Origin of the sequence: Maricaulis sp. (genome assembly GCF_048270265.1) — a bacterium.
Classification (GTDB): Bacteria; Pseudomonadota; Alphaproteobacteria; order Caulobacterales; family Maricaulaceae; genus Maricaulis.
In genome coordinates this window covers 1-22092 of sequence record NZ_JBLWTD010000012.1, presented here as the reverse complement: position 1 = coordinate 22092, position 22092 = coordinate 1, and the positions used below count along the sequence as shown (strand labels likewise).

The following is a 22092-nucleotide window of genomic DNA, read 5'->3' as shown; positions in this document are numbered from 1 at the left end:
ACCCTTTTCGGTGCCAGCTGATTTGCCAGCCGGCACCGGCTCATGAAGACGTCAAAGCGGAACGCGAGATATGAAGCTGACGATCGAGCGCGCTACGCTCCTCAAGGCCCTTGGCCATGTTCAGGCCGTGGTCGAAAAGCGCAACACCATTCCAATTCTGTCGAATGTGCTGATTTCAGCCGGGCCCAATGGCGCAAGTTTCGCGGCCACGGATCTCGACATCGAAATCCTTGAGACGGCCGAGGCGCGCTGTGAAGGTGAAGGCATGGTCACGGCACCGGCCCACACCCTCTATGACATTACGCGCAAAATCCCTGACGGCGCTGACGTGACGCTGGAAATGAGCGGCGAGGATCCGCGTCTGACCCTCAAGGCCGGACGGTCGAACTTCTCGCTGCCCTCGCTTCCGCCGGGTGATTTCCCGGTCATGCCGACCGAGGATCTCGAGCATAGTTTCTCGCTGCCGGCTGCGGCCCTGGCGCGTTTGATCGACAAGACCAAGTTCGCGATCTCGACCGAGGAAACGCGGTATTATCTCAACGGCATCCATTTCCATGCCGCTGACGAGGCTGGCCGCAAGACCTTGCGTGCCGTTGCTACCGACGGCGTCCGGCTCGCCCTGGCAGAGGTTGATCTGCCCGATGGTGCAGCCGGCATGCCCGGCGTGATCGTCCCGCGCAAGACCGTGCAGGAAATCCGCCGCCTGATCGAGGATGCCAGCGACGATGTCGAGATTTCGGTGTCCGAGGGCAAGATCCGCTTCCGTCTCGGCCGGGCCGTGCTGACCTCGAAACTCATCGATGGCGCCTTCCCGGATTATGAGCGCGTCATTCCGCGCGGCAATACCCGCATGATGTCGGTCGAGAACAAGCGTTTCGCCGAGGCCGTTGATCGTGTTGCCACCATCTCGATGGAAAAATCACGTTCGGTGAAGCTGTCGCTGGGTCAGGACACGCTGACCCTGGCGGTCAACAATCCCGAGAGCGGACAGGCCGAGGAAGAACTGGCCGTGTCCTATAGCGATGAAGGCTTCGCGATCGGTTTTAACGCCCGCTACATGCTGGACGTGGCCTCGCAGATCGAGGGCGACCAGGCGCAGTTCCACTTCGCCGATGCCGCCTCTCCGGCCCTGGTCACCGATAGCGGTGATCCTGATGCGCTTTATGTGTTGATGCCGCTGCGGGTGTGAGCAAACCGGCTGGCACAGACGACATGAATTCACCGCCGCCGGTTGTCCCGGCGGCGGTTCGTCGTTTGCGGCTTACCGATTTTCGTTGCTATGCCGCGCTCGACCTGGAAGTCGATGCGCGGCCAGTGGTCCTGTTTGGCGAGAACGGATCGGGCAAGACCAATCTGCTTGAGGCCCTGTCATTCCTGGCTCCGGGACGCGGCATGCGTTCGGCCGGGGCTGACGGTGTCGCCCGCAAGCAGGATGGCGTTGCCGCGGACGCCTGGGCCGTGTTCGCGGAAATCGATACCTATGATGGCCGTTTCAGGATCGGCGTTGGCGCCCGTGCCGGCGGACGGCGTGAAACCCGTATCGACGGCGACCCGGTACAGCAGGCTGAATTGTCGCGACTGGTCCCGATGATCTGGCTGACCCCGGCCCAGGACCGGCTGTTCGCCGGGCCGCGCGCCGATCGTCTGAAATTTCTCGACCGTCTCGTCTATGCAGCGGATCCGGCCCATGCCGAGGCTGCGACGGCCTATGAGAAGGCCCGGGTGCGGCGGCAGAGACTGCTCGATGATGGCCGCGCCGATCCGGCCTGGGTCGCGGCGCTCGAAACCGAGATGGCCGGCCATGGTGTGGCCGTGGCGGCGGCGCGGCTGGAAGCCCTGATCCGGCTGCAGGCGGAAATCGACGCCCGCCCGGAAGGCGCCTTCCCGCAGGCCGATCTGGCGCTGGACGGCGCCGTTGAGGCAGACCTCGCGGCCGGCGCCGCGGCCTCGGAGGCCGAGGACAATTTCGCCCAGGCTCTGCGCGAAGGGCGCGGCCGTGACGGCGCCGTCGGCCGGACCCTGACCCGGGGCCCCCATCGCACCGAGCTTGTGACCCGCCATCGCGACAAGGATCAGCCAGCCGGTGATTGTTCGACCGGCGAGCAGAAGGCGCTGATCCTCACCCTGGCGCTGGCCCAGGCCCGCGTTCTCGCGGCCCGGAACTCGATCGCGCCCCTGCTTCTTTTCGACGAGGCCTGCGCCCATCTGGATGCGTCGCGCCGGGAAGGGCTGGCGCGCGAAATTCTCGCCACCGGGTCCCAGGCCTGGCTGACGGGCGTCGAGCGAGTCCTGTTCGAACCCTTCGCGGGACAGGCGCAATTCCTGCGAGTGCGGGAGGCGGGTCTGTTCCCCGACGAATCCGGCGGGACTGCCTGACCGGCCAGCTCTTGCCTGAAAACAACAGACACGGTAGTAATTTGCTACGCCTCGGGGGTGAGGGGAGACCGGTATGAAAATGCCGGAAAAATCAGCCCCGTTTGCGTCAAGCCAGCGCGTTGGGAATGCAGGCCACCGATTTGCCGTCACCAGACGCCGCGCCATGAACGCGGCTTGACCGGCGGTCGCAAGTCAGCCTCTTCGCGGCAAGAATTGGCGTCGTCACAGTCAGATCCGGCATGTCGCCGGCCCGATCGGGCCGTTGCGCGCGCGTGCTGAAACCGGGAGACATCGCTTGTTCTTCGATGAAATGCTTGATGGCAACGGTGCACCGCACGAGCCCTATGCCGAATACGCCGCCTGGATGAATACGGTCGACCGCTCGGCCTTGCGTCGCAAGGCCCGCGAGGCCGAGGCGTTTTTCCGCCGGACCGGGATCACCTTCAATGTCTATGGCCAGGAGGCCGCCGATGAGCGCCTGATCCCCTTCGACCTGGTGCCGCGCATCATCTCGGCGCGCGAATGGAACCGGTTGACCAAGGGGATCGAGCAGCGCGTGCGCGCGATCAACGCCTTCCTGCACGATATCTATCATGGCCAGGAGATCATTCGCGCCGGCCGCATCCCCGCCAGCCTGATCGCCCGCAATGATGCCTTCCTGCCCAAGATGCTCGGCGTGAATCCGCCCGGTGGCGTCTATACCCACATCGTCGGCGTCGATCTGGTGCGCACCGGCAAGGATGATTTCTTCGTGCTCGAGGACAATGCCCGCACCCCGTCGGGCGTTTCCTACATGCTGGAAAACCGCGAAACCATGCTCAACATGTTCCCGGAGCTGTTTTCCCGGATCCGGGTGCGCTCCGTCAGCGATTATCCGATGACTCTGCGGCGATCTCTGTCCAAGAGTGCGCCGCCCGCCTGCACCGGCCGGCCGGTGATCGCGGTGCTGACGCCGGGTTTGCACAACTCGGCCTATTTCGAACACGCTTTCCTGGCCGAGCAGATGGGTGCGGAGCTGGTGGAGGGTCATGACCTCCGGGTGGTCAATGGCCGCGTCGCCATGCGCACCACGCGCGGCTATGAGCCCATCGATGTGCTCTACCGGCGGGTGGATGACGACTATCTCGACCCGCTGAATTTCCGGCCCGATTCCATGCTGGGTGTGCCGGGGATCATGGATGTCTACCGTGCCGGCGGCATCACCATCGTCAATGCGCCGGGCACCGGGGTTGCCGATGACAAGGCGGTTTATTCCTACATGCCGGACATCATCGAATTCTACACCGGCGAGACCGCCATTCTCAAGAATGTGCCGACCTGGCGCTGTTCCGAGCCCGATGCCCTTGCCTATGTGCTCGAGCATCTTGCAGAACTGGTGGTCAAGGAGGTCCATGGCTCGGGCGGCTATGGCATGCTGGTTGGCCCGGCCGCGAGCAAGGCCGAGCTGGCGGCGTTCAGGCGCAAGCTTCAGGCCCGTCCAGGGGCCTATATCGCCCAACCGACCCTGGCCCTGTCGACTGTGCCGATCCTGACCAATTCGGGTCTGGCGCCGCGCCATGTCGACCTGCGCCCCTTCGTGATGGTCTCTCCGGACCGGATCGATATCACCCCGGGCGGGCTGACCCGCGTGGCGATGAAGGCGGGCTCGCTGGTCGTCAATTCCAGCCAGGGCGGCGGCACCAAAGACACCTGGATTCTGGAGGACTGAGCATGCTTGGAAAAACAGCCTCCGGCCTGTTCTGGATGTTCCGCCATCTCGAGCGCAGCGAGAATACCGCGCGGCTGGTTGAGGCCGGCTTTCGTATGTCGCTGACGCGCACCAGTTCCAATGCGACGGAATGGGCCTCGATTGTCACCACAGCCGGGTGTTCCCAGGCCTATTGCGAACAGTATGAGAGCTATGAGACCGAGCAGGTGACGGACTTCCTGCTGCGCGACTCCGGCAATCCCTCAAGCGTGATGTCCTCGATCGAGGCGGCGCGGAACAATGCCCGCATGGTACGCACCGCGCTGACGCGGGAAGTCTGGGAGGCGATGAACGGAGCCTGGCTCGTGTTGAAGCAGGTTCTCGAAAACCCTGTGCCGGCGGCGGCCTTGCCCAATGTTCTGGCCAGCATCCGGCAACAGGGCGCGCTGGTTCGCGCCGCCCTGCATGGCACCATGTTGCGCAATGATATCTTCCGCTTTGCGCGGCTGGGAAGTTTCATCGAGCGCGCCGACAATATGGCTCGCATCCTCGACGTGAAATATTATGTCCTGCTCCCGTCCACCTCCTATGTCGGCTCCTCGCTCGACAATGTGCAGTGGGAGACCATCCTTCGCTCTGCCTCGGCCGAGCGCGCCTTCAACTGGATTCATGGTGGCGAGACCACGCCCCGAGACATCGCCGATTTCTTGATCCTCGACCGGCAAATGCCGCGCTCGCTGATCTATTGCGTCGAAAAATTCACCCATAACCTGCGCGCCCTCTGTCCTGATGCCGAAGCATCGAAACCGAGCCAGGTGATGGCGGAAACCATGATGACCCGTTTGCGCGGGCAAACGATTGAACAGGTTTTCCAGACGGGCCTGCATGAATTCCTGGTCGATTTCCGCGAGAGCAATGACGCGCTCGCGGCCCAGATCGAGATCGATTTCCGGTTCTACGAGTAAATCAATGCGTCTCAAGATTTGCCACAATACCCGCTATGATTATCGCGAGCCGGTGCCCTACGGGCTGCAGCAGATCCGCCTGCGGCCGGTCAACACATCGACCCAGACAGTCCACGACTGGTCGGTTCGGATCGCCGGCGGGCGCGAGGAGGTGATGTTCCACGATCAGCACCTCAATCTGGTGGATCTGATCAGTGTCGACCCCGATGCCCATTTTGTCAGCATCACCTGCGAGGGCGAGGTCGAGACGCGCGACACCGCCGGTGTGCTCGGCCCGCACAATGGTCCGGCCCCGCTGTGGTATTTCCTGCGCCAGACCGAGCTCACACGTCCCGGAGCGGGCGTTGCGGCCTTGTTGGCACCGTTGGCCAATGATGGCCGCGAACCGCTCGACAAACTGCACGCGCTGTCGCAACTGATCGCCGGTGCCATGCCCTACCAGACGGCTGGAACCCATGCCGCCACCACGGTCGAGCAATCGATCGCCATGGGTTATGGCGTCTGCCAGGACCATGCCCAGGTCTTCATATCGGTGGCGCGGGAGCTCGGCTTTCCGGCCCGCTATGTCAGCGGCTATCTGATGATGAATGACCGGATCGACCAGGAGGCGAGCCATGCCTGGGCCGAGGCGCATATCGAGGGGCTGGGTTGGGTTGGCTTCGATGTCTCCAATTGCATCGCGCCGGATGAACGCTATGTCCGCATTGCGACCGGGCTTGATTATCGCGAGGCGGCACCGGTTTCCGGCGTGGTTTTCGGTGGCGGGACGGAATCGATGATTGTGTCGCTGCAAGTGCAGCAGTAACGCTGGCGCAGTCTCGTTCCGGAGGGTGATTCCATGACCTATTGCGTTGGCATGCGGCTTGATCGCGGGCTGATCTTCATGTCGGACTCGCGGACCAATGCCGGCATCGACAATGTTTCCGTCTTCCGCAAGATGTTCACTTGGTCGACACCGGGCGAGCGGGTGATCACCATCATGACGGCCGGCAATCTGGCGACGACCCAGGCGGTCGTCAGCCTGCTTGACGAGCGTTCCAAGGTGCCCGCAGATCGCAAGCCGAGCATTCTGGAAGCCCCGACCATGTTCCAGGTCGCGACCCTGATCGGCGAGACCCTGCGCGAACAGGTCCGCGTCCATGCCGGTGAGGCGCCGGAGGCGGAAACCAAATTCGGCGCGACGATGATTGTCGGTGGCCAGATTGCCGGCATGGAGCCGAGGCTTTTCCTCGTCTATCCGGAAGGCAATTTCATTGAGGCGAGCGAGGACACGCCTTTCTTCCAGACCGGCGAGACCAAGTATGGCCGCCCGATCCTGCTGCGCGCCTATGACAGCGACATGTCGTTCGAGGATGCGGTGAAACTGCTGATTCTGTCCTTCGACTCGACGCTGAAAGCAAACCTCTCGGTCGGCATGCCGCTCGATCTTCAAGTGTATGAAATCGACAGTCTGCAGGTCGGCGAGGAACGGCGGATCGAGCAGGATGATGCCTATTACACCGAGATATCCTCAGGCTGGAGCGAGGCCCTGCGCACCGCGTTTCATTCGCTGCCGAAATTCAAGTTCTGACCGGGTAGCCCTCTATGGGCTCGCCGCCGCAATCCCGGCCTCGGCATCGGCGTCGGCGAACTGATCGCTGATACGGAACAACAGGCCGGCGACCACATCGACGACGATGTGCAGAGCGATAGCGGGCCATATTGAATCGCCAACAACATAGACGAGGGTGAGAATGCCAGTGATCGGCAGGAGGCCGACCATGCCCTGCACACCCTGATAGGCGTGTCCGAGAATGAAGATGCCCGCGGCGAGAAGGGCTGCCAGCCAGAGCGGAACAATCAGGCTCAGCACCCCAATCAGGAAACCGCGGAACAGGATTTCCTCGGTGATGCCGGCGGTGACGGCCAGCCAGATGAAACGCCTGTGCTCACGCGGCGTCTCCGGATGGATGAGGCCGTAATCGCCGGGCTGACTCAATTGCTCGCGCAGCCTGGTCCGCGCCGTGCGGGAAAACCGGGCCTGCAGGAGAGAGGCAACCATATAGGCAGAGATCGCCCCGACGATTGCCCAGCTGAGGAGGGTTCGCCAGCCTCCGCCGGCGCGCAGGCCAAGCTCCGGCAGCGTTGTCCCCGAGCGTAGCCAGAGCACCATGCAGGCAATGGCGAGAAGCCAGAGCGAGATCATGGCCTTGTTGTAGATGCGCAGGCGGGCGTCTGGCTGTGCCGGGTCCCGGATCGCGGCTTTTCCGGCCTCTTCTGTGAGCGCATTCCACGCCAGCAGCGCCAGGATGAGGCCGATGCCGATGGTGTGTTCGATCGCCAGACTTGAGAAATCCATCTTGCCCATCCTCTCGCAAATTGCGACTTGACCCGTTCGGACCATCAGTGTCCGATGTTATAAAGCGGAATGCGAATTCACATTCACATAATGGACAAGGCGCAGATGAGTCAAGGGGAGAGGCCGGCCAAGCAGTCGCGGTCGAAATTGACGCGGGACAAGCTGGTTGCCGCGCTGGAGCATTTGCTGCGCCAGCGCAGTTTCGAGGATATCTCGATCGCCGATCTGGCGGCCGAGGCCGGCCTGTCGGTCGGGACCGTCTATCGCCGTTTCGAAAATCGCGATGCCCTGATCCCGGTCATTTTCGAACTTTACGCCGCGCGGGTGACGCAATTTGCCGCCAGCCCGTCGGGGAAGCTGGCGCTGGAGCCGGAGGACGGGCTGCGCACCGCCTTGCGGCAGATGGTGTCGCAGGGCTGGAAGTTCCTTACCGCTGAAGCCCATCTCGTCCGCGCGGCGCATCTCTATGCCCGCCTGCGACCGGATCTGGTCGGTGATGAGTGGGAGGCTTTTCTCGAGATGGCGGTTGCATCCTCCCTGGCATTGATCGAGCATTTCGGCGACGAGGTCTCGATCTCCGGCCGGCGCGAGGCGGCGGAAATCGTCACCTATCTCCTCAACACCTCGCTGATCGAGCGCGCGCTCTATCCCCAGGACGGTCCGGCCTTCGCCCTGACCATGTCCGACGAGGAGTTCACCGCAGCGATGGCCGATGCGATTTACGGCTATCTGACCGCTCCACCCGTACAGGCGCCGGCATGAGCGCTGAAAACCTTTTCCTGTTCGCTGGAGCATTATTGATCCTTTTCGTGACGCCCGGCCCGGGTATTGCGGCCATGGTCGCGCGCACGCTGGATGCAGGCCCGTGGCATGCGGCGATGTACGGGGTCGGGATTCTGACGGGGGATATTTTCTGGTTCACGCTGGCGGTGACCGGGCTGTCCGCGGCGGCGCAACAGCTGGGCGCGGTCTGGCTCGTGGCCAAGCTGGTCGGGGCTGGATATCTGTTGTGGATGGCCGGCACGGCATATTGGAGCGCCTGGACGGGCGCGCGCCCGAAGCCGGTGTTTGCGGCGGGCTCGAAACGGGGCTGGGCCGGCACCTATCTCGCCGGACTGGCGATGCCGTTGTCCAATCCCAAACCGATCGTTTTCTATCTCACCCTGGTGCCGGCCTTCATTCCGCTCGAAGCGATCACACCGTCGGTTTACGTCCTGATGGTGCTGATCATGTTCGCCCTCGCCGTGCCGACGGCCGGGGCCTATATCGGCGCGGCGCACAAGGCGCGTGACTGGCTGAAAACACCTTCCGTGCGCCGCGGTGCCGACGTGCTGACCGGCACCGTCATGCTGGCGATTGCGGTCGTGCTGCTGTTGCGCTGACAGATAGACTCGCGCGTGCGCGCGCGTATGGCCATGGGACTCCGTGTGCGGTACAAACAAGCCATGAGCGAACAACCGAATCACGAGTATGACGCAGAGTCGATCAAGGTCCTCAAGGGTCTCGACGCCGTCCGCAAACGCCCCGGCATGTATATCGGTGACACCGATGACGGCTCGGGCCTGCACCACATGGTCTATGAAGTCGTCGACAATGCGATCGATGAAGCCCTGGCCGGCCATTGCTCCGAAGTCCTGGTGACGCTGCACGCCGACGGTTCGGCCAGCGTGCGCGATGACGGACGCGGCATTCCGACGGACTTCCACAAGGGCGAAGGCATGTCGGCGGCCCAGGTCATCATGACCCAGCTGCACGCCGGCGGTAAGTTCGACCAGAATTCCTACAAGGTCTCCGGCGGTCTGCACGGGGTTGGCGTTTCGGTCGTCAACGCCCTGTCGGTCTGGATGGATCTGACCATCTGGCGCAATGGCAAGGAGCACTATATGCGCTTCCGCCATGGTGTTGCCGATGAGGACCTGAAAGTGGTCGGCGATGTCGAGGCCGGCAAGACGGGCACGGAAGTGCGCTTCATGCCGTCCGAAGAAACCTTCACCATGACCGAGTTCGACCGGCCCACGCTGCAGCACCGTCTGCGCGAGCTGGCCTTCCTCAATTCGGGCGTCAAGATCACCCTGCGCGACGAGCGCGAGGACGAGGTCTGGTCCGACACCATGGTCTATGAGGGCGGCGTTGCGGCCTTTGTCTCCCACCTCGATCGCACCAAGACCCCGATCTTCCCCGAGCCGGTCCTGATCCAGGGCGAGCGCGATGGCGTGATGGTCGAGGCGGCGCTGGAGTGGAATGACAGCTATCACGAGAATGTTCTCTGCTTCACCAACAACATCCCGCAGCGCGATGGCGGTACCCACCTGGCCGGTTTCCGCGGTGCGCTGACGCGTATTGTCAATAATTACGCGGCCTCTTCCGGCCTGGCGGCGAAGGCAAAGATCTCCATCACCGGCGATGATGCCCGCGAAGGCCTGACCTGCGTGCTCTCGGCCAAGGTGCCGGATCCGAAATTCTCCTCCCAGACCAAGGACAAGCTGGTTTCGTCGGAAGTTCGCCCGGCCGTCGAGGGCATTGTCGGCGAGGCGCTTTCGGAATGGTTCGAGGAACACCCGATCGAGGCCAAGCAGATCGTGGCCAAGATCATCGAGGCGGCCGCGGCCCGCGAAGCAGCGCGCAAGGCGCGCGAGCTGACGCGGCGCAAGTCGGCGCTGGAAATCTCCTCCCTGCCCGGCAAGCTTGCCGATTGCCAGGAGAAGGATCCGGCGAAGTCTGAAATCTTCATCGTCGAGGGTGATTCCGCCGGCGGCTCTGCGAAACAGGGCCGGCATCGGGGCAATCAGGCCGTGCTGCCGCTGCGAGGCAAGATCCTCAATGTCGAGCGCGCGCGGTTTGATCGCATGCTCGGTTCGGAACAGGTCGGAACCCTGATCACGGCGCTCGGCACCGGGATCGGCCGCGACCAGATCAATTACGACAAGCTGCGCTATCACAAGGTCATCATCATGACCGATGCTGATGTCGACGGCGCGCATATCCGCACGCTCTTGCTGACCTTCTTCTATCGGCAGATGCCCGAACTGATCGAGCGCGGCCACCTCTACATCGCCCAGCCGCCGCTGTATAAAATCACCAAGGGCCGCTCGGAACGCTATGTCAAAGACCAGGCCGAAATGGATGCCTATCTGATCGAGGAAGGCACCAGCGAAGCCGATCTGCGCCTGGCCAATGGCGAGGTCATCACCGGCGCCGATCTGGCCGACCGGGTTGGTACCGCACGCGCGGTCAAGGCATCGGTCGACCGTCTTCTGGCACGCGCGCCCGGCTTTGCGCTGGAAGCGGCGGCGCTGTCCGGCGCCCTGGTTCCCGAGCCGACGCCCGAGGCTGTGCAATCGGCCGCCGAGCGTCTCAATGGCTTTGCCGATGAAGGCGAAAACACCTGGGTCGGCGAGCTGAACGCCGACAATAACCTGGTCTTCACCCGCGATGTCCGCGGCGTCACCGAGACGGTGGTGCTCAATGCACCGCTGCGTGAAAGCCCCGATGCCCGGCGCCTGTCGGAACGGGCGCTGGCGATTTCCGATGTCTATATCGGCCCGGCCGTCTTCAGCACGAAGAGCGGCCCCGTCACCACCTACAGCCCGACCCAGCTGGTTGATGCTGTCGTGACCGCCGGCTCCAAGGGCATGAAAGTCCAGCGCTACAAGGGTCTGGGCGAGATGAATCCGGAGCAGCTCTGGGAGACCACACTCGATCCGAATGTGCGCACCCTGCTGCAGGTCTCGGTCACTCATGCCGACACCGCCGACGAGCTTTTCACCAAGCTGATGGGCGATGTCGTCGAGCCGCGGCGTGAATTCATCCAGGAACATGCGCTCGAGGCCGAGGTCGACGCCTGATCGGATCAGGTGTTGCCCTAAGGGCCCTTTGAGCCTCCCCGGATGTGGCCTTCATTGGTCCGGATATGTCCCGGATCTGCCCCTGGTGTACCCGAATATCCGGCGTGGTGCGCGCCAGGTGCCTGTTTTTACAGGCGCTTGGATTGGATTTGGGTCCTTGTGACGCTCCGGTCAATCGATGCTGTCCTCCTCGGGTCGCTGCCGGGCCCAATCCGGGCTGACGGCGTTTTGAATCCCGGGGATTATAGTTGAACCGGTCGCGAGGGGGACAAGCGGTCCGCCTCAATCGCTCCGGCGCGCGCCGATACCACTGTGATCGCCGGCCAGCACAGGGTTCAGCGCCGCTGCCGCCGCGTGTGGATCGAGACAGGCCGGCATTCCCAGACCGGACGCCGCCTCAAGCTCGATCGCATCATCGATCTCGCCCATGGCGTTGACATGCCAGGCGCCGGCGACAAAACCCGAGGCGCTGGTTGTGACGACCAGGATTCCCCCGTCCGCCGCTGCGGTCAGCGTCGCCATCGGCGCCCGGAAGCCGCGTATCGCCAGCCCGCCATCCGGCAGCACCGCGCTCTCGTAGTATTCCAGCCAGTCCACGCCCTCGACACGGGAGTGCCGGAACTCGGCATCGCCATCGAGCAAGCCCATGTGGCCCTGACAGGCAGCAAATACCGGCAGTATGGGGGTTCCAAAACTCAGCTCATCATCGAGCACGGTCTCGAACATGGACGCTTGGGCCGGGGTGATGAGGGGAGTGTGATCCACAATGGGATCGGGAGCGGCGGCTTCGGGGGGCGCTACCACGGGCGCCGCCGACGGCCAGTGCCCGCCGGCCCGCAGCTTGTCGGTCACATTCACCGAAAAGACCGCCAGGGTGATCGCCACCGCCAGCGCGGCTCCCGCCGTTATCGCTTCACCCTTCAATGACATCCCGGTCCCCGCCGCTTGCTGGCTGAGCTGTTGCCATTCAACACCTGTGCCAGCGTCCGGGGTGAGCAGTATCTGGCGTCAGCGCAGCGTCATTCGTCGGTGCTCTGGAAAACAAAACTCGCCATCGCCCCGAGGCAGGCCTGGTGGGGCTGGAAGAACCAACGGTCAACCGCGCGCACTACGCTCGTTTCAACAAGACTATTGTCCGCCGTCGCTTCAACGATGCGCGTCTCACCGCTGGGCAAGATATCGTATCGGACCAGGGCTTCTGTCGAGAATACTCGTTCGAGGTCCGCGGCTTCACACCCGCCCGCCAGGCAAGGCAGTTGCGGCTCAACCCGCACCAGCGGGATCGGAGCAGGGACGGGGCAATCTGCCTCCCAGGGCGCAATCCACATCCCGTTCTTGTGTTCCAGGACTATGACCACATCCTCGCGGGCATGTCCGGGTGCGAAGGTCCATTGCTGCACGGCGGCCTCGATGGCCAGGGCGGTGTCGTGATCGGTGATGTTGGCGTGAACCCCATAGGGATAACCCTGGCGCGACACCGAGTACACGACCGGCACCCCGCCCTCCGGCAGGACTTGATCCGCAGCGGTCGCAGGCGCGATGAATTCGCACGGCCAGGCTTCGTCAGCCCAGCAGGGTGGGTCGAGCATCAGGGCGAGGGCGGCGAGCAGGATCATGGGGTCATGAAAACCCTGAAGTGTGGCCTTGGCAAGGAGGGCGGCCCTAAAGCCCTTCGGCCTTCGCCTTGCGCCAGAAAATCACACCCAGCACCGTGGTCACCGCCGGCATCATCAACCCGTATTCGCCGGTCCACAGGCTGGTATGGCCGGTATCGATGGTGAGCGGATTGAACAGCTTGTCGAAATAGACATTGTGGGCGGCATGGAAGAAGACGGCCGGCCACAGGCTGCCGGACTTGAAGGTGAAATAGGTCATCATCACCGACATGCCGGCGATCATCACGGTGAAGGCCGACATTTGCAGCCAGGCCTCGCCGCCGCCATAGAAGACCACGATCGGCCAGTGCCAGAAGGCCCAGATGACGCCGCTGAACAGGGCGACGGCGCCGAAGGGCATCACCTTGCGCAATTCCCAGACGAAAAAGCCGCGCCAGCCGATCTCCTCGCCGACAATCGTGCTCGCGGCGCGGATGCAGCCAATCGTGCCGGTCAACACCACCATCACCGCGATCAGCACCGGCGTGGAGACCTCCAGCCCGGTCTCGCCGGCCCATTCGGCCAGGGTTTCCGGATCGGGGAAGCCGCCGAGCCCGAGGCCCCAGATCAGCCCGTAGGCAATCGCGACATAGAGGATGGGCATGGCAAAGGCGCCCAGATTGAACCGCCATTTCCCCCATCGCCATGGCAGTGAGGAAAGCTTGCGCCCGCGGATCGCCAGCGTCGCAAACGCCGCCAGCGCCGGACACCACATCAGGGGGCCGACATAGAGGCTGGTCGGGTTGAGATTGACGATGGCGTAGTGAAAGACGGCGCTCAACGCCGTGACGATGACCAGGAAAATCGCAATCGTGGTCCAGGCCTTGCGGCGTTCTACTGTGTCGGTGCTCATGTGGCGTGTCCCCGCGCTGATGATCGGGGCGGTTTAGGCGCGAGTGTGCGACGGCGATAGCGGGATGGTTTGGGGTGGCGTCCCGGGTGGGACCAATGGCCAGTTCGTGGGGGGGGGGCAAGCAGTGTGTCCACCCCGCATCAAGAACGATATGCGCGGGCGTGACATCACCTAAAGTCGTTGAAGGCTTTCAGCAATTTCATAATTGCGCTGTGCGTCAGTTCATCACCCGAGTATCTGCACTCATAGAGGCCCTGCAAATTTGACGGAAGTGATATGCCTTCCTCCACAAGCAGGATAAAATTCTTTCCGTAGAGTGCCATCGCAGCCCCAATTTCGATCAGAACATTCGGATTGATGCACGGTGAAGTCTGGCCGTCTGGCTCAAGAAGCATCCCTTCCGCACTGACATGGATCACCGCTGCTTGGCAGCTTCTCATGTCCCCCAAAACCTTTTCCGGGACAGGCTTTGCCAGGGATTCATGTTCCTGAGCGACGACAGGGTCAAATTTTCCATAAGCCACGAGTTCTTTGACCTGATTCAGAATCTTTTGGTTTTTGCCATGGGTTAGAAACACCCTCCGAACACCTTGCTCTTCGCGCGCTTTGACGGAAGTGAGTTCGTCCTGTGGCCGCTCGTCGATCTCGTCCAGCCCAGATTGTTCGTCTGCGTCGTCAAGATCGCAGGGGTCGTAATTTTCAGAGGAGACAGCCTCATCCAAACTGGCCGCATTCTCAGGATGAAACTCGAAGCGTGTGGGGTTTCCTTTACGCCCAACTATTAGGGCCCCCAAATCTGCGGCCTGAGCGATGTGAAAAAAGCATATCGCTTGATCGTTCAGTATCTTATCGCTTTCAGATGCGTCACTCTTGAAGTGTTCATGCCAGTGCGCCGCAACCTCGGTTGCTGTGAGAGTGCTCTCGCCGCGATGAACGGCGCGCTCCACGATTGCCCGATATGGCCTTATCCCTTGAACGGCCTGTCTCAGCGCTTGTGCGAGGTGGGCAGACTTCTCTCGGACGCAGTCTCGTCCGCGTTGTGTCAATTTATACTTGTCCCCGTTGTCCTCGATGAGGCCCCAGTAGCGAAGTGCGTTGAGCTTTCGCGCATCAAGCGTTTTCGGGTCCAGGACCGACTTCGCTTCCGCGATGGTCGCTCCAGTAGGTTTGGTGGCCAAATACCGGCAAACGGTCTCGACATCTTCGATGGTGGTGCGAATCGGAAGCGCCATAGAAATCTCCTAAGATTGCCGCTTATATAACCCGCAGCCATAACAGTGTCAATGTTCTACTAATGTCCATAACCCGGATGTTGGTTCGAGGGGGGACATCAAAGAAATTCACTACCTTCAGAGAAACTGCCCGCAGAACTCGAAACACTGCTCAGCAACGTGGTGCCGCTCATAGGACGCGACCAGCGTCAAGAATCGAGCCGCCTCGAACCAGGATTCGCACCGATTCGCGAAAGAAGAAGACCAGGGGTATGCCCTAGTGCGCCTCACCCCACGTCTTCCCCGCATTCGCATCCACATCCAGCGGCACGCTAAGCTCCAGCGCCGGTCGGCAGGCCTCGCTCATTACCTTCTTCGACAGCGCAATCATGTCATCGGCCTGTCCTTCAGGCACTTCGAAGATGAGTTCGTCGTGGACCTGGAGCAGCATGCGGGCGTCGAGTTTGGCGCGCTGAATAGCGTCGGGCATGCGGATCATGGCGCGGCGGATGATGTCGGCGGCGGCGCCCTGTAGCGGGGCGTTGATGGCCTGGCGCTCGGCGAACTGGCGCATATTGGGGTTCTTGTCGGCAATGCCGGGGAAGTGGCAGCGGCGGCCGAAAATGGTTTCGACATAGCCCTTCGCTTTCACCTCGTCCTTCATCTTGTCCATATAGGCCATGATGCCGGGGAATTTCTCGAAATAGGCGTTGATGAAATTCTTCGCCTCCTCGCGGCTGACATCGATCTGCTTGGCGAGGCCGAAGGCGGAAATGCCGTAGATGACGCCGAAATTGATCGCCTTGGCCTTGCGTCGCACCATCGGGTCCATGCCCTCGATCGGCACACCGAACACTTCCGAGGCCGTCATGGCGTGGATATCGGCACCGTGGCGGAAGGCGTCTTTCAGGGTCTCGACATTGGCGATTTCGGCCAGCAGGCGCAGCTCGATCTGGGAGTAATCGGCGGCGACCAGGACATTGCCCGGCTCGGCGATGAAAACCTCGCGGATGCGGCGGCCTTCTTCGGTGCGGATCGGGATATTTTGCAGATTGGGCTCGTTGGAGGAAAGACGGCCCGTCGTCGTCGCGGCCAGCGAGAAGGAGGTGTGCACCCGGCCGGTCCTGGGATTGATCGCGGCGAACAGCGCGTCGGCATAGGTCGATTTCAGCTTGGCGAACTGGCGGTATTCCAGCAGCGCCACCGGCAGGGCATGGCCCTCGGCGGCGAGATCGTCGAGCATGGCGGCATCGGTCGACCAGGCACCGGTCTTGGTCTTCTTGCCGCCGGGCAGGCCCATTTCGTCAAACAGGATCTCGCCCAATTGCTTGGGGCTGGCGACATTGAATGTGCGGCCCGCCGCTTCATGCGCCGCGGCCTCGGCGCCGGCCATTTTCTGGGCGAATTCCGAGGACAGGCGCTTGAGCTGGTCGGGATCGACCTTGATGCCGCAATTTTCCATCGCGGAGAGCACGGCCGGCATCGGCCGTTCGAGGGTTTCGTAGACGGTGGCCTTGTGCTTGGCGACCATGGCGGGCTTGAGGATCTCCCACAGGCGCAGGGTCACATCGGCGTCTTCGGCGGCATATTCCGTCGCCTTGTCGAGCGGCACCTTGTCGAAGCTGATCTGGTTCTTGCCGGAGCCGCACACTTCCTTGAAGGGGACGCAGGTGTGGCCGAGATGCAGTTCGGCGAGCGCGTCCATGCCATGGCCGTGCAGGCCGGCATCCATCACATAGGAGATCAGCATGGTGTCGTCGATCGGCGCGACATCGATGCCATAGCGGGTCAGCACGCCGAGATCATATTTGAAATTCTGGCCGATCTTGAGCACGGCCGGGGACTCAAACAGCGGCTTGAGCGCCGCGAGCGCCGCATCCATCGGCAATTGCTCCGGCGCCTTGCCAGTGTCGAACATATCGCCGGTCGCCGCCGGATCGATATGGGCGAGCGGGATATAGCAGGCCTTGCCGGGCGCTGTGGCCATCGAGATGCCGACCAGGCCGGCGGCATTGGAGGAGAGCGCATCGGTTTCGGTATCAACCGCGATGACGCCGGCGGTGTAGCAGCGCTCAATCCAGTCCTCAAGCTGCGCCATGGTGGTGACGCACTCGTATTGTGAACGGTCGATCGGCGCTGTTGCCGAGCCGGTCTCGTCGGCGGCGGGCCCGCCCAGGGTTTCCTCGACCTTGCGGGTAAAGGTGCGGAATTCCATTTTTTTGAGGAAGGTGACCAGCGGCTCGGCGTCGGGATCGGTGATGCCGAATTCATCGAGCTGGGCATTGAGCGGGCTGTCGCAATCGAGGGTGACCAGCTGGCGCGACATGCGGGCATCATCGGCGTGGGCGATGAGCTTTTCGCGGCGGGCATTCTGCTTGATCTCGCCGGCGCGCTCGAGCAGCGTGTCGAGATCGCCATATTCATTGATCAAGAGCGCCGCCGTCTTGACGCCGATGCCGGGCACGCCGGGCACATTGTCGGCACTGTCGCCGGCCAGGGCCTGGACATCGATCACCCGGTCGGGTCCGACACCGAATTTCTCGAACACGCCGTCGGCATCGATGCGCTTGTTCTTCATGGTGTCGAGCAGGGTGATCTTGTCGGACACCAGCTGCATCAGATCCTTGTCCGAGGAGACAATCGAGACCCGCGCACCCTTGGCCTCGGCCTGGCGGGCATAGGTGGCGATGAGATCATCGGCCTCGTAATTCTCGACCTCGACGCAAGGCGCCCCGAAGGCGCGCGTCGCTTCGCGGATCAGCGCGAATTGCGGCACCAGATCCTCCGGCGCCGGTGGGCGGTGGGCCTTGTAGAGCGGGTAGAGATCATTGCGGAAGGTCTTGCCGGAATAATCGAAAATCACCGCCATATGGGTCGGTTTCTCGCCGTGATTGATGTCTTCCAGCAGCTTCCACAACATGTTGCAAAAGCCCTGCACCGCCCCGACCGGCGTCCCGTCGGACCGGGTCAGCGGCGGCAGGGCATGATAGGCACGGAAAATATAGCCCGATCCGTCGATCAGATAGACATGGCTGGAGGCATCGACGGGTCTGTGAACGGCCATGGGAGAATCCTCGGGATTTCGGTTTGGCGCAGACTAGCGCGCTGCGGCGCGCAGGTCATGGGGGAGTTGCGGCGGGACGGAGTGCTGACTTTCTGCGCAGACGCGTGCAAACTGGGAGTGTGACAATCTGGAGGTGGCCAATGAAGCATGTCGGACGCGTGATCCTGGTCTTGCTGGCCGTCTGGCTGATTGCGGCCTACGCCATTCCCGAACGTTACAAGGCGGAATCGACCGCACGCTGGCTTGTCGGCACCCACCCCGTCAGCCTGGCCTACGGCATCAGCACACGCTGCGCAGGAGACATCAGGTCCGATATTGCCGGAGATTTTGGCTATCGGGGTCGCGGCGGTGCGGAGCGGCGCGCACGGGCCGGGCGTTGCCTGTTTGTGACCCGGTTTCTGCCCGCCACCAATAGCGCTCAGCGAGTCTCCAACGGGATAGAACGCGGCTGGCTGCTGTTTGCCGAGGGCGAGTATGCTCGCGCCCGCGACCAATTCTTGCAGCTGGCCAGGCTGGACCCGCTCGGCAACAGCTTCGCCTTCAATGCGCAAGATGAGGCGTGGGTCACGGCGATGCAGGCGGCGGAGCGTCTGGGCGGCGCGGAGGCTGCCCTGCCGATCGCCGAGGAGGCCCTGGCACGCTATGAGAGCCCCGCCTTTCACGACGCCTCGTTTCGGGGCGGAGGCATCTGGCTCGCGCAGTTTGCGGACATCACGGAACAGACCGAATTCAGCATCAATGCGATGCGCATCATGGTCGCTCATATCATGATCAGCGCGGGCGAACCTGACCGCGCCTCCGAGGTGCTTGAACGGGCGCGCCATCCCGAATGGCCCCAGCGTGACAGGAGCGGCTGGTCACAGATGCAGCTGAACTTGCTGGATTATCGGCTTGCCAAACAGCGCGGTGATGCGAGCGCGGCCAATGCGGCACTTGATAGCGTGGTGGCCTGGTATCGTGACGGTCAGTCGGCCATGTCCCATCCGGTATGGGGGCAATCCATGTCGTGGCGCGAGCTCTGGTCCGAGCTGGACGATGCGGGCCGTTGTGATGATATCGCCGAATTGATCCAGCTATCGCGGGCACAGGGTGAAGCCTGGCCGGCCGATCCGTCCGCATCGGCGATGCACCGCTATCTCGGTGCGCGCGATGGCTGCGTCTATGCATCGCTGCTGGGACAGACCAGCCTCGCCGACGAGATTTGCGCCGCCCGGGACGAGGCCTGGGTGACTCTGTTGCAGGATGAGAGTTTTGAATTCCACTGGGCCCTGCCGGACGAGCTCTCACCGCGGCCCGAGCCACTGGCGTGCTTCGCCGCTGGCGCGGCCGTTCAGCTTGGAGATGATTTGTGATAATAATTATCTATCCGCCACAGCGATGGAGAATCCGCCATGCCCAGCAGCTATGCCCTTGGTCCGCGTTTCGAGGCGTTGATGACCGAGTTGATCAAGTCGGGGCGCTATAATTCCAAGAGCGAAATCCTGCGCGACGGGTTGCGCATGGTCGAGGAAAGAGAGGCGAAATTTCTCTCCGAGCTGGAGGAGTTGCGCGAGGCCGTGCGGCTGGGGTCAGAGAGTGGGCCGGGGATACCTGTCGAGGAGGTGCGCGCGCATCTCAAGGCGCATGTGCGGGAGATTGCCGGGGATCAGCATTCCCCCGACTAAACCCACACCTTGTCATCCCGGCCGAATGCCCGGCCTTGAGCCGGGCGCAGAGCCGGGACCTACCCGCCATTCCAGCTGGAGCCACGGGTAGGTCCCTGATCTGCGCCCCGCATTCGCGGGGCATCCGTCAGGGATGACAAGGGTTTTCTCTGTGTGGGTGGTAACTCGCGGTCGACCCCGGACTAACCCCCGAACTCCAGCTGCCCCGCCACAATCCCGATCGCCGTGATGATCAGGATGGCCGCGATGTTGAGCCGGAAACCGGCCTTGATCATCTGGCCCTGGGTGACGGCGCCCGAGGCGTAGACGATGGCGTTGGGTGCTGTTGCGACGGGGAGCATAAAGGCGGTCGAGGCGGCAATCGCGACCGGCAGGACGAGTTGTTCCGGCGGCACGCCAGCGCTCACGGCCAGCACGCCGAGCACGGGCAGGAAGGCGGTCGTGGTGGCGACATTCGAGGTCAGCTCCGTCAGGAAGACGACGGTGGCGACCATCACCAGGATCAGCAGCGGGATCGGCCAGTCCGAGACGAAGGAGAGCTGGGCGCCGAGCCAGCCGGCCAGGCCCGTCGAGGACAGGGCGGCTGCCAGCGAGAGGCCGCCGCCGAACAGGATCACGACATTCCACGGCAGGCGGGCCAGCCCGTCCCAGTTCATCAGCGCTTCGCCGCGCGCCTCGCCCTTGTCGCCGGCCGGGATCAGGAAGGTGGCCAGGGCGCCCATCACGGCGATCTGGGTATCGGTCATCTGGATCGCGACGGGAATGCCGAGCGTGCCGGTGAGCCAGGCGAGCAGCGGGTTCCAGCCCCAGTGCCAGCCCTCGCCGGAGAAGAAGGGCATCCAGGTCAGAAGTTCGGCCGGCAGGGAGCGGCCCATCCATAACAGGGCGACAGTGCCGAACAGGGTGGCGACGCGGATTTCCGGGGTCGTCATCTTGCCCAGGCCGGTCAGTTCACGCCTGACCAGGTTCTCGGCGGCATCGCTTTCCCGGGCGCCCTTGAGATTGAAGGCCAGGCGCGTCAGCACGAACCAGCCGACCGGGATCAGCAGCAGGACGGCGGGCAGGCCCATCCCCATCCAGGTCGCAAAATCGAGCGAATGGCCGAATTCATTGCGCAGATAGCCGATGGCGATGAGATTGGTCGGCGTGCCGACGGGCGTGCCCATGCCGCCAATCGAGGCCGCATAGGCGACGCCGAGCGCCAGGGCCGGGGCGAAGAATTTCGAGCTGACGCCCTCGCGCTCGACCTCTTGCGCCACGCGCAGGGCGATGGGGATCATCATCAGTGTCGTCGCGGTATTGGAGATCCACATCGACAGCAGCGCCGAGGCGAGCATGAAGCCGCCGATCAGGGCGGCCGGATGGCCGCCGAACCGGGCGACGATATTCAGCGCGATACGGGTGTGGAGATTCCATTTCTCGATCGACAGGGCGACGATGAAACCGCCCAGCAGCAGCATCACGATCGGGCTGGCATAGGGCGAGGTGGCGGCGCCGGTGGTGGTGATCCCCAGCAGCGGGAAGATGGCGATCGGGATCAGCGCGGTGGCGGCGATGGGTATCGCCTCGGTCGCCCACCAGCTGGCCATCAACAGGCCGAGCGAGGCGAGCAGCCAGGCCTCGCGGTTGAGGCCTTCGGGCAGGGGAATGAATTGCAGCCCGATCGCGAGCACGATGCCCGTGATCAGTCCCGTCTTCTGGCTCGAAATTCCGGACATGCAGCGCCTCCCCAGACGATTACGTCTCACTCACGCGGCAATGTCAGGTCAGGCTTTTGGATCCTGCGCCGAGCCGGCCTTGACGTAGCGGCGGTCGCAATAGGGGCATTCGACGAAATCATCCTGGCCCATTTCCAGGAAAACCCGCGGATGGCCCAGGGCGCCACCGCCGCCATCACAGGCGATACGGTGTCCGGTGACCGGGATGATTTCGGACGGTGGAATTGTGTTTGCGGCGTCGGCCATGCATCAGCCCTCATGGACAGGGGATCGGAGGATGCCTAGTTATGGCGTTCCCAAGCTGGCCGTCAATTCCGAGGCGACATGTCCGACACATCAAAATTGCCCGAATATGCCCTTGAAGCGATCGATTTGCGCAAGACCTATCGCGGTGGCGGCGGCACGCCGGACAAGGAAGCGCTCAAGGGGATCGACCTGAAGGTCAAGCGGGGCTCGTTCTTCGGCCTGCTGGGGCCAAACGGTGCCGGCAAGTCGACCTTCATCAATATCTTCGCCGGCCTGACCAACAAGACCAGCGGCACGGCCCGCACCTGGGGCATTGATATCGACCGCGACAGCCGCGCCGCGCGCGCCGCCATCGGTGGCGACGCAGCCGCGGGCGCGGCCATCGCGCATTGCCTGCAGGGCCGAGGTGCGGTCCTCCTGGCTCAGCTCGCCGGACAGGGCGACGACGGCAAAGCCGCGATTGCCGAAGC

Annotated in this window: 19 protein-coding genes and 2 pseudogenes; 12 read left to right on the top strand and 9 right to left on the bottom strand. The window is 63.0% G+C overall.

Going from position 1 to position 22092, the window contains the following annotated elements; all coding sequences use genetic code 11:
• Window positions 1-70 precede the first annotated feature (70 nt).
• The 6 genes from dnaN to ACN0YF_RS08245 all read left to right on the top strand — a co-directional run bounded on the left by dnaN (window position 71) and on the right by ACN0YF_RS08245 (window position 6598).
• Window positions 71-1189 (top strand): DNA polymerase III subunit beta, encoded by a 1119-nt coding sequence (gene dnaN, locus ACN0YF_RS08270; RefSeq protein WP_417481348.1) that lies wholly within the window; start codon window positions 71-73, stop codon window positions 1187-1189.
• A complete protein-coding gene (recF, locus tag ACN0YF_RS08265) occupies window positions 1186-2376 on the top strand; it encodes a DNA replication/repair protein RecF (RefSeq protein WP_417494021.1) in 1191 nt (396 codons plus the stop codon). The genes dnaN and recF overlap by 4 nt, the downstream gene beginning before the upstream one ends.
• A gap of 310 nt (window positions 2377-2686) precedes the next feature.
• Window positions 2687-4084 carry a circularly permuted type 2 ATP-grasp protein gene (locus ACN0YF_RS08260; protein ID WP_417494063.1) on the top strand — a complete coding sequence of 466 codons (1398 nt, stop codon included), beginning with the start codon at window positions 2687-2689 and terminating at the stop codon, window positions 4082-4084.
• A gap of 2 nt (window positions 4085-4086) precedes the next feature.
• Window positions 4087-5028 (top strand): alpha-E domain-containing protein, encoded by a 942-nt coding sequence (locus tag ACN0YF_RS08255; protein WP_417494020.1) that lies wholly within the window; start codon window positions 4087-4089, stop codon window positions 5026-5028.
• 4 nt (window positions 5029-5032) lie between these two features.
• Window positions 5033-5833 carry a transglutaminase family protein gene (locus ACN0YF_RS08250; protein ID WP_417494019.1) on the top strand — a complete coding sequence of 267 codons (801 nt, stop codon included), beginning with the start codon at window positions 5033-5035 and terminating at the stop codon, window positions 5831-5833.
• A 33-nt stretch (window positions 5834-5866) separates the two neighbouring features.
• On the top strand, window positions 5867-6598 hold the full coding sequence (locus ACN0YF_RS08245; RefSeq protein WP_417494018.1) for a peptidase: 732 nt from the start codon (window positions 5867-5869) through the stop codon (window positions 6596-6598).
• Between the two features lie 12 nt (window positions 6599-6610).
• On the opposite strand, the gene ACN0YF_RS08240 is transcribed toward ACN0YF_RS08245, so the two are convergent.
• Window positions 6611-7366: a CPBP family intramembrane glutamic endopeptidase gene (locus ACN0YF_RS08240; RefSeq protein WP_417494017.1), complete on the bottom strand. Its 756-nt coding sequence runs from the start codon at window positions 7364-7366 to the stop codon at window positions 6611-6613.
• 105 nt (window positions 7367-7471) lie between these two features.
• Here ACN0YF_RS08240 and ACN0YF_RS08235 point away from each other — a divergent pair, with 105 nt between their 5' ends.
• The 3 genes from ACN0YF_RS08235 to gyrB all read left to right on the top strand — a co-directional run bounded on the left by ACN0YF_RS08235 (window position 7472) and on the right by gyrB (window position 11211).
• Window positions 7472-8128: a TetR/AcrR family transcriptional regulator gene (locus tag ACN0YF_RS08235; protein ID WP_417494016.1), complete on the top strand. Its 657-nt coding sequence runs from the start codon at window positions 7472-7474 to the stop codon at window positions 8126-8128.
• Window positions 8125-8748 carry a LysE family translocator gene (locus tag ACN0YF_RS08230; RefSeq protein WP_417494015.1) on the top strand — a complete coding sequence of 208 codons (624 nt, stop codon included), beginning with the start codon at window positions 8125-8127 and terminating at the stop codon, window positions 8746-8748. Before ACN0YF_RS08235 ends, ACN0YF_RS08230 begins: the two co-directional genes overlap by 4 nt.
• 63 nt (window positions 8749-8811) lie before the next feature.
• Window positions 8812-11211, top strand: a complete 2400-nt coding sequence (gene gyrB / locus ACN0YF_RS08225; RefSeq protein WP_417481353.1) for a DNA topoisomerase (ATP-hydrolyzing) subunit B — start codon at window positions 8812-8814, stop codon at window positions 11209-11211.
• 282 nt (window positions 11212-11493) lie between these two features.
• Here the strand turns inward: gyrB and ACN0YF_RS08220 are convergent, their stop codons facing one another.
• The 5 genes from ACN0YF_RS08220 to polA form a co-directional block, all read right to left on the bottom strand.
• Window positions 11494-12141, bottom strand: a complete 648-nt coding sequence (locus ACN0YF_RS08220) for a hypothetical protein (protein WP_417481354.1) — start codon at window positions 12139-12141, stop codon at window positions 11494-11496.
• 89 nt (window positions 12142-12230) lie between these two features.
• The gene (locus ACN0YF_RS08215) at window positions 12231-12827 is read right to left on the bottom strand and encodes a hypothetical protein (RefSeq protein ID WP_417494014.1); all 597 of its coding nucleotides are present in this window, start codon (window positions 12825-12827) and stop codon (window positions 12231-12233) included.
• 46 nt (window positions 12828-12873) lie between these two features.
• The gene (locus tag ACN0YF_RS08210) at window positions 12874-13719 is read right to left on the bottom strand and encodes a CPBP family intramembrane glutamic endopeptidase (RefSeq protein WP_417494013.1); all 846 of its coding nucleotides are present in this window, start codon (window positions 13717-13719) and stop codon (window positions 12874-12876) included.
• A gap of 167 nt (window positions 13720-13886) precedes the next feature.
• Window positions 13887-14951, bottom strand: coding sequence for a TIR domain-containing protein (locus ACN0YF_RS08205; protein ID WP_417494012.1), 1065 nt, complete (start codon window positions 14949-14951; stop codon window positions 13887-13889).
• 256 nt (window positions 14952-15207) lie between these two features.
• Window positions 15208-17994, bottom strand: a complete 2787-nt coding sequence (gene polA, locus ACN0YF_RS08200) for a DNA polymerase I (RefSeq protein WP_417494011.1) — start codon at window positions 17992-17994, stop codon at window positions 15208-15210.
• Window positions 17995-18134: 140 nt separating this feature from the next.
• Between polA and ACN0YF_RS08195 the strand changes: the two genes are divergently transcribed.
• Window positions 18135-19346 (top strand): hypothetical protein, encoded by a 1212-nt coding sequence (locus tag ACN0YF_RS08195; protein ID WP_417494010.1) that lies wholly within the window; start codon window positions 18135-18137, stop codon window positions 19344-19346.
• A 39-nt stretch (window positions 19347-19385) separates the two neighbouring features.
• The gene (locus ACN0YF_RS08190; RefSeq protein WP_417494009.1) at window positions 19386-19658 is read left to right on the top strand and encodes a type II toxin-antitoxin system ParD family antitoxin; all 273 of its coding nucleotides are present in this window, start codon (window positions 19386-19388) and stop codon (window positions 19656-19658) included.
• A gap of 182 nt (window positions 19659-19840) precedes the next feature.
• Here ACN0YF_RS08190 and ACN0YF_RS08185 read toward each other — a convergent pair whose 3' ends face one another.
• Complete coding sequence (locus tag ACN0YF_RS08185) at window positions 19841-21376, bottom strand: SLC13 family permease (protein WP_417494008.1); 1536 nt, start codon at window positions 21374-21376, stop codon at window positions 19841-19843.
• 48 nt (window positions 21377-21424) lie between these two features.
• The gene (locus ACN0YF_RS08180; RefSeq protein ID WP_417467894.1) at window positions 21425-21622 is read right to left on the bottom strand and encodes a zinc-finger domain-containing protein; all 198 of its coding nucleotides are present in this window, start codon (window positions 21620-21622) and stop codon (window positions 21425-21427) included.
• A gap of 78 nt (window positions 21623-21700) precedes the next feature.
• Between ACN0YF_RS08180 and ACN0YF_RS08175 the strand changes: the two are divergent.
• Window positions 21701-21979, top strand: a pseudogene (locus ACN0YF_RS08175) (ATP-binding cassette domain-containing protein); the annotation flags it as partial.
• Here ACN0YF_RS08175 and ACN0YF_RS08170 read toward each other — a convergent pair.
• Window positions 21959-22092: pseudogene (locus ACN0YF_RS08170) on the bottom strand (helicase-related protein); the annotation flags it as partial. The pseudogenes ACN0YF_RS08175 and ACN0YF_RS08170 overlap by 21 nt on opposite strands.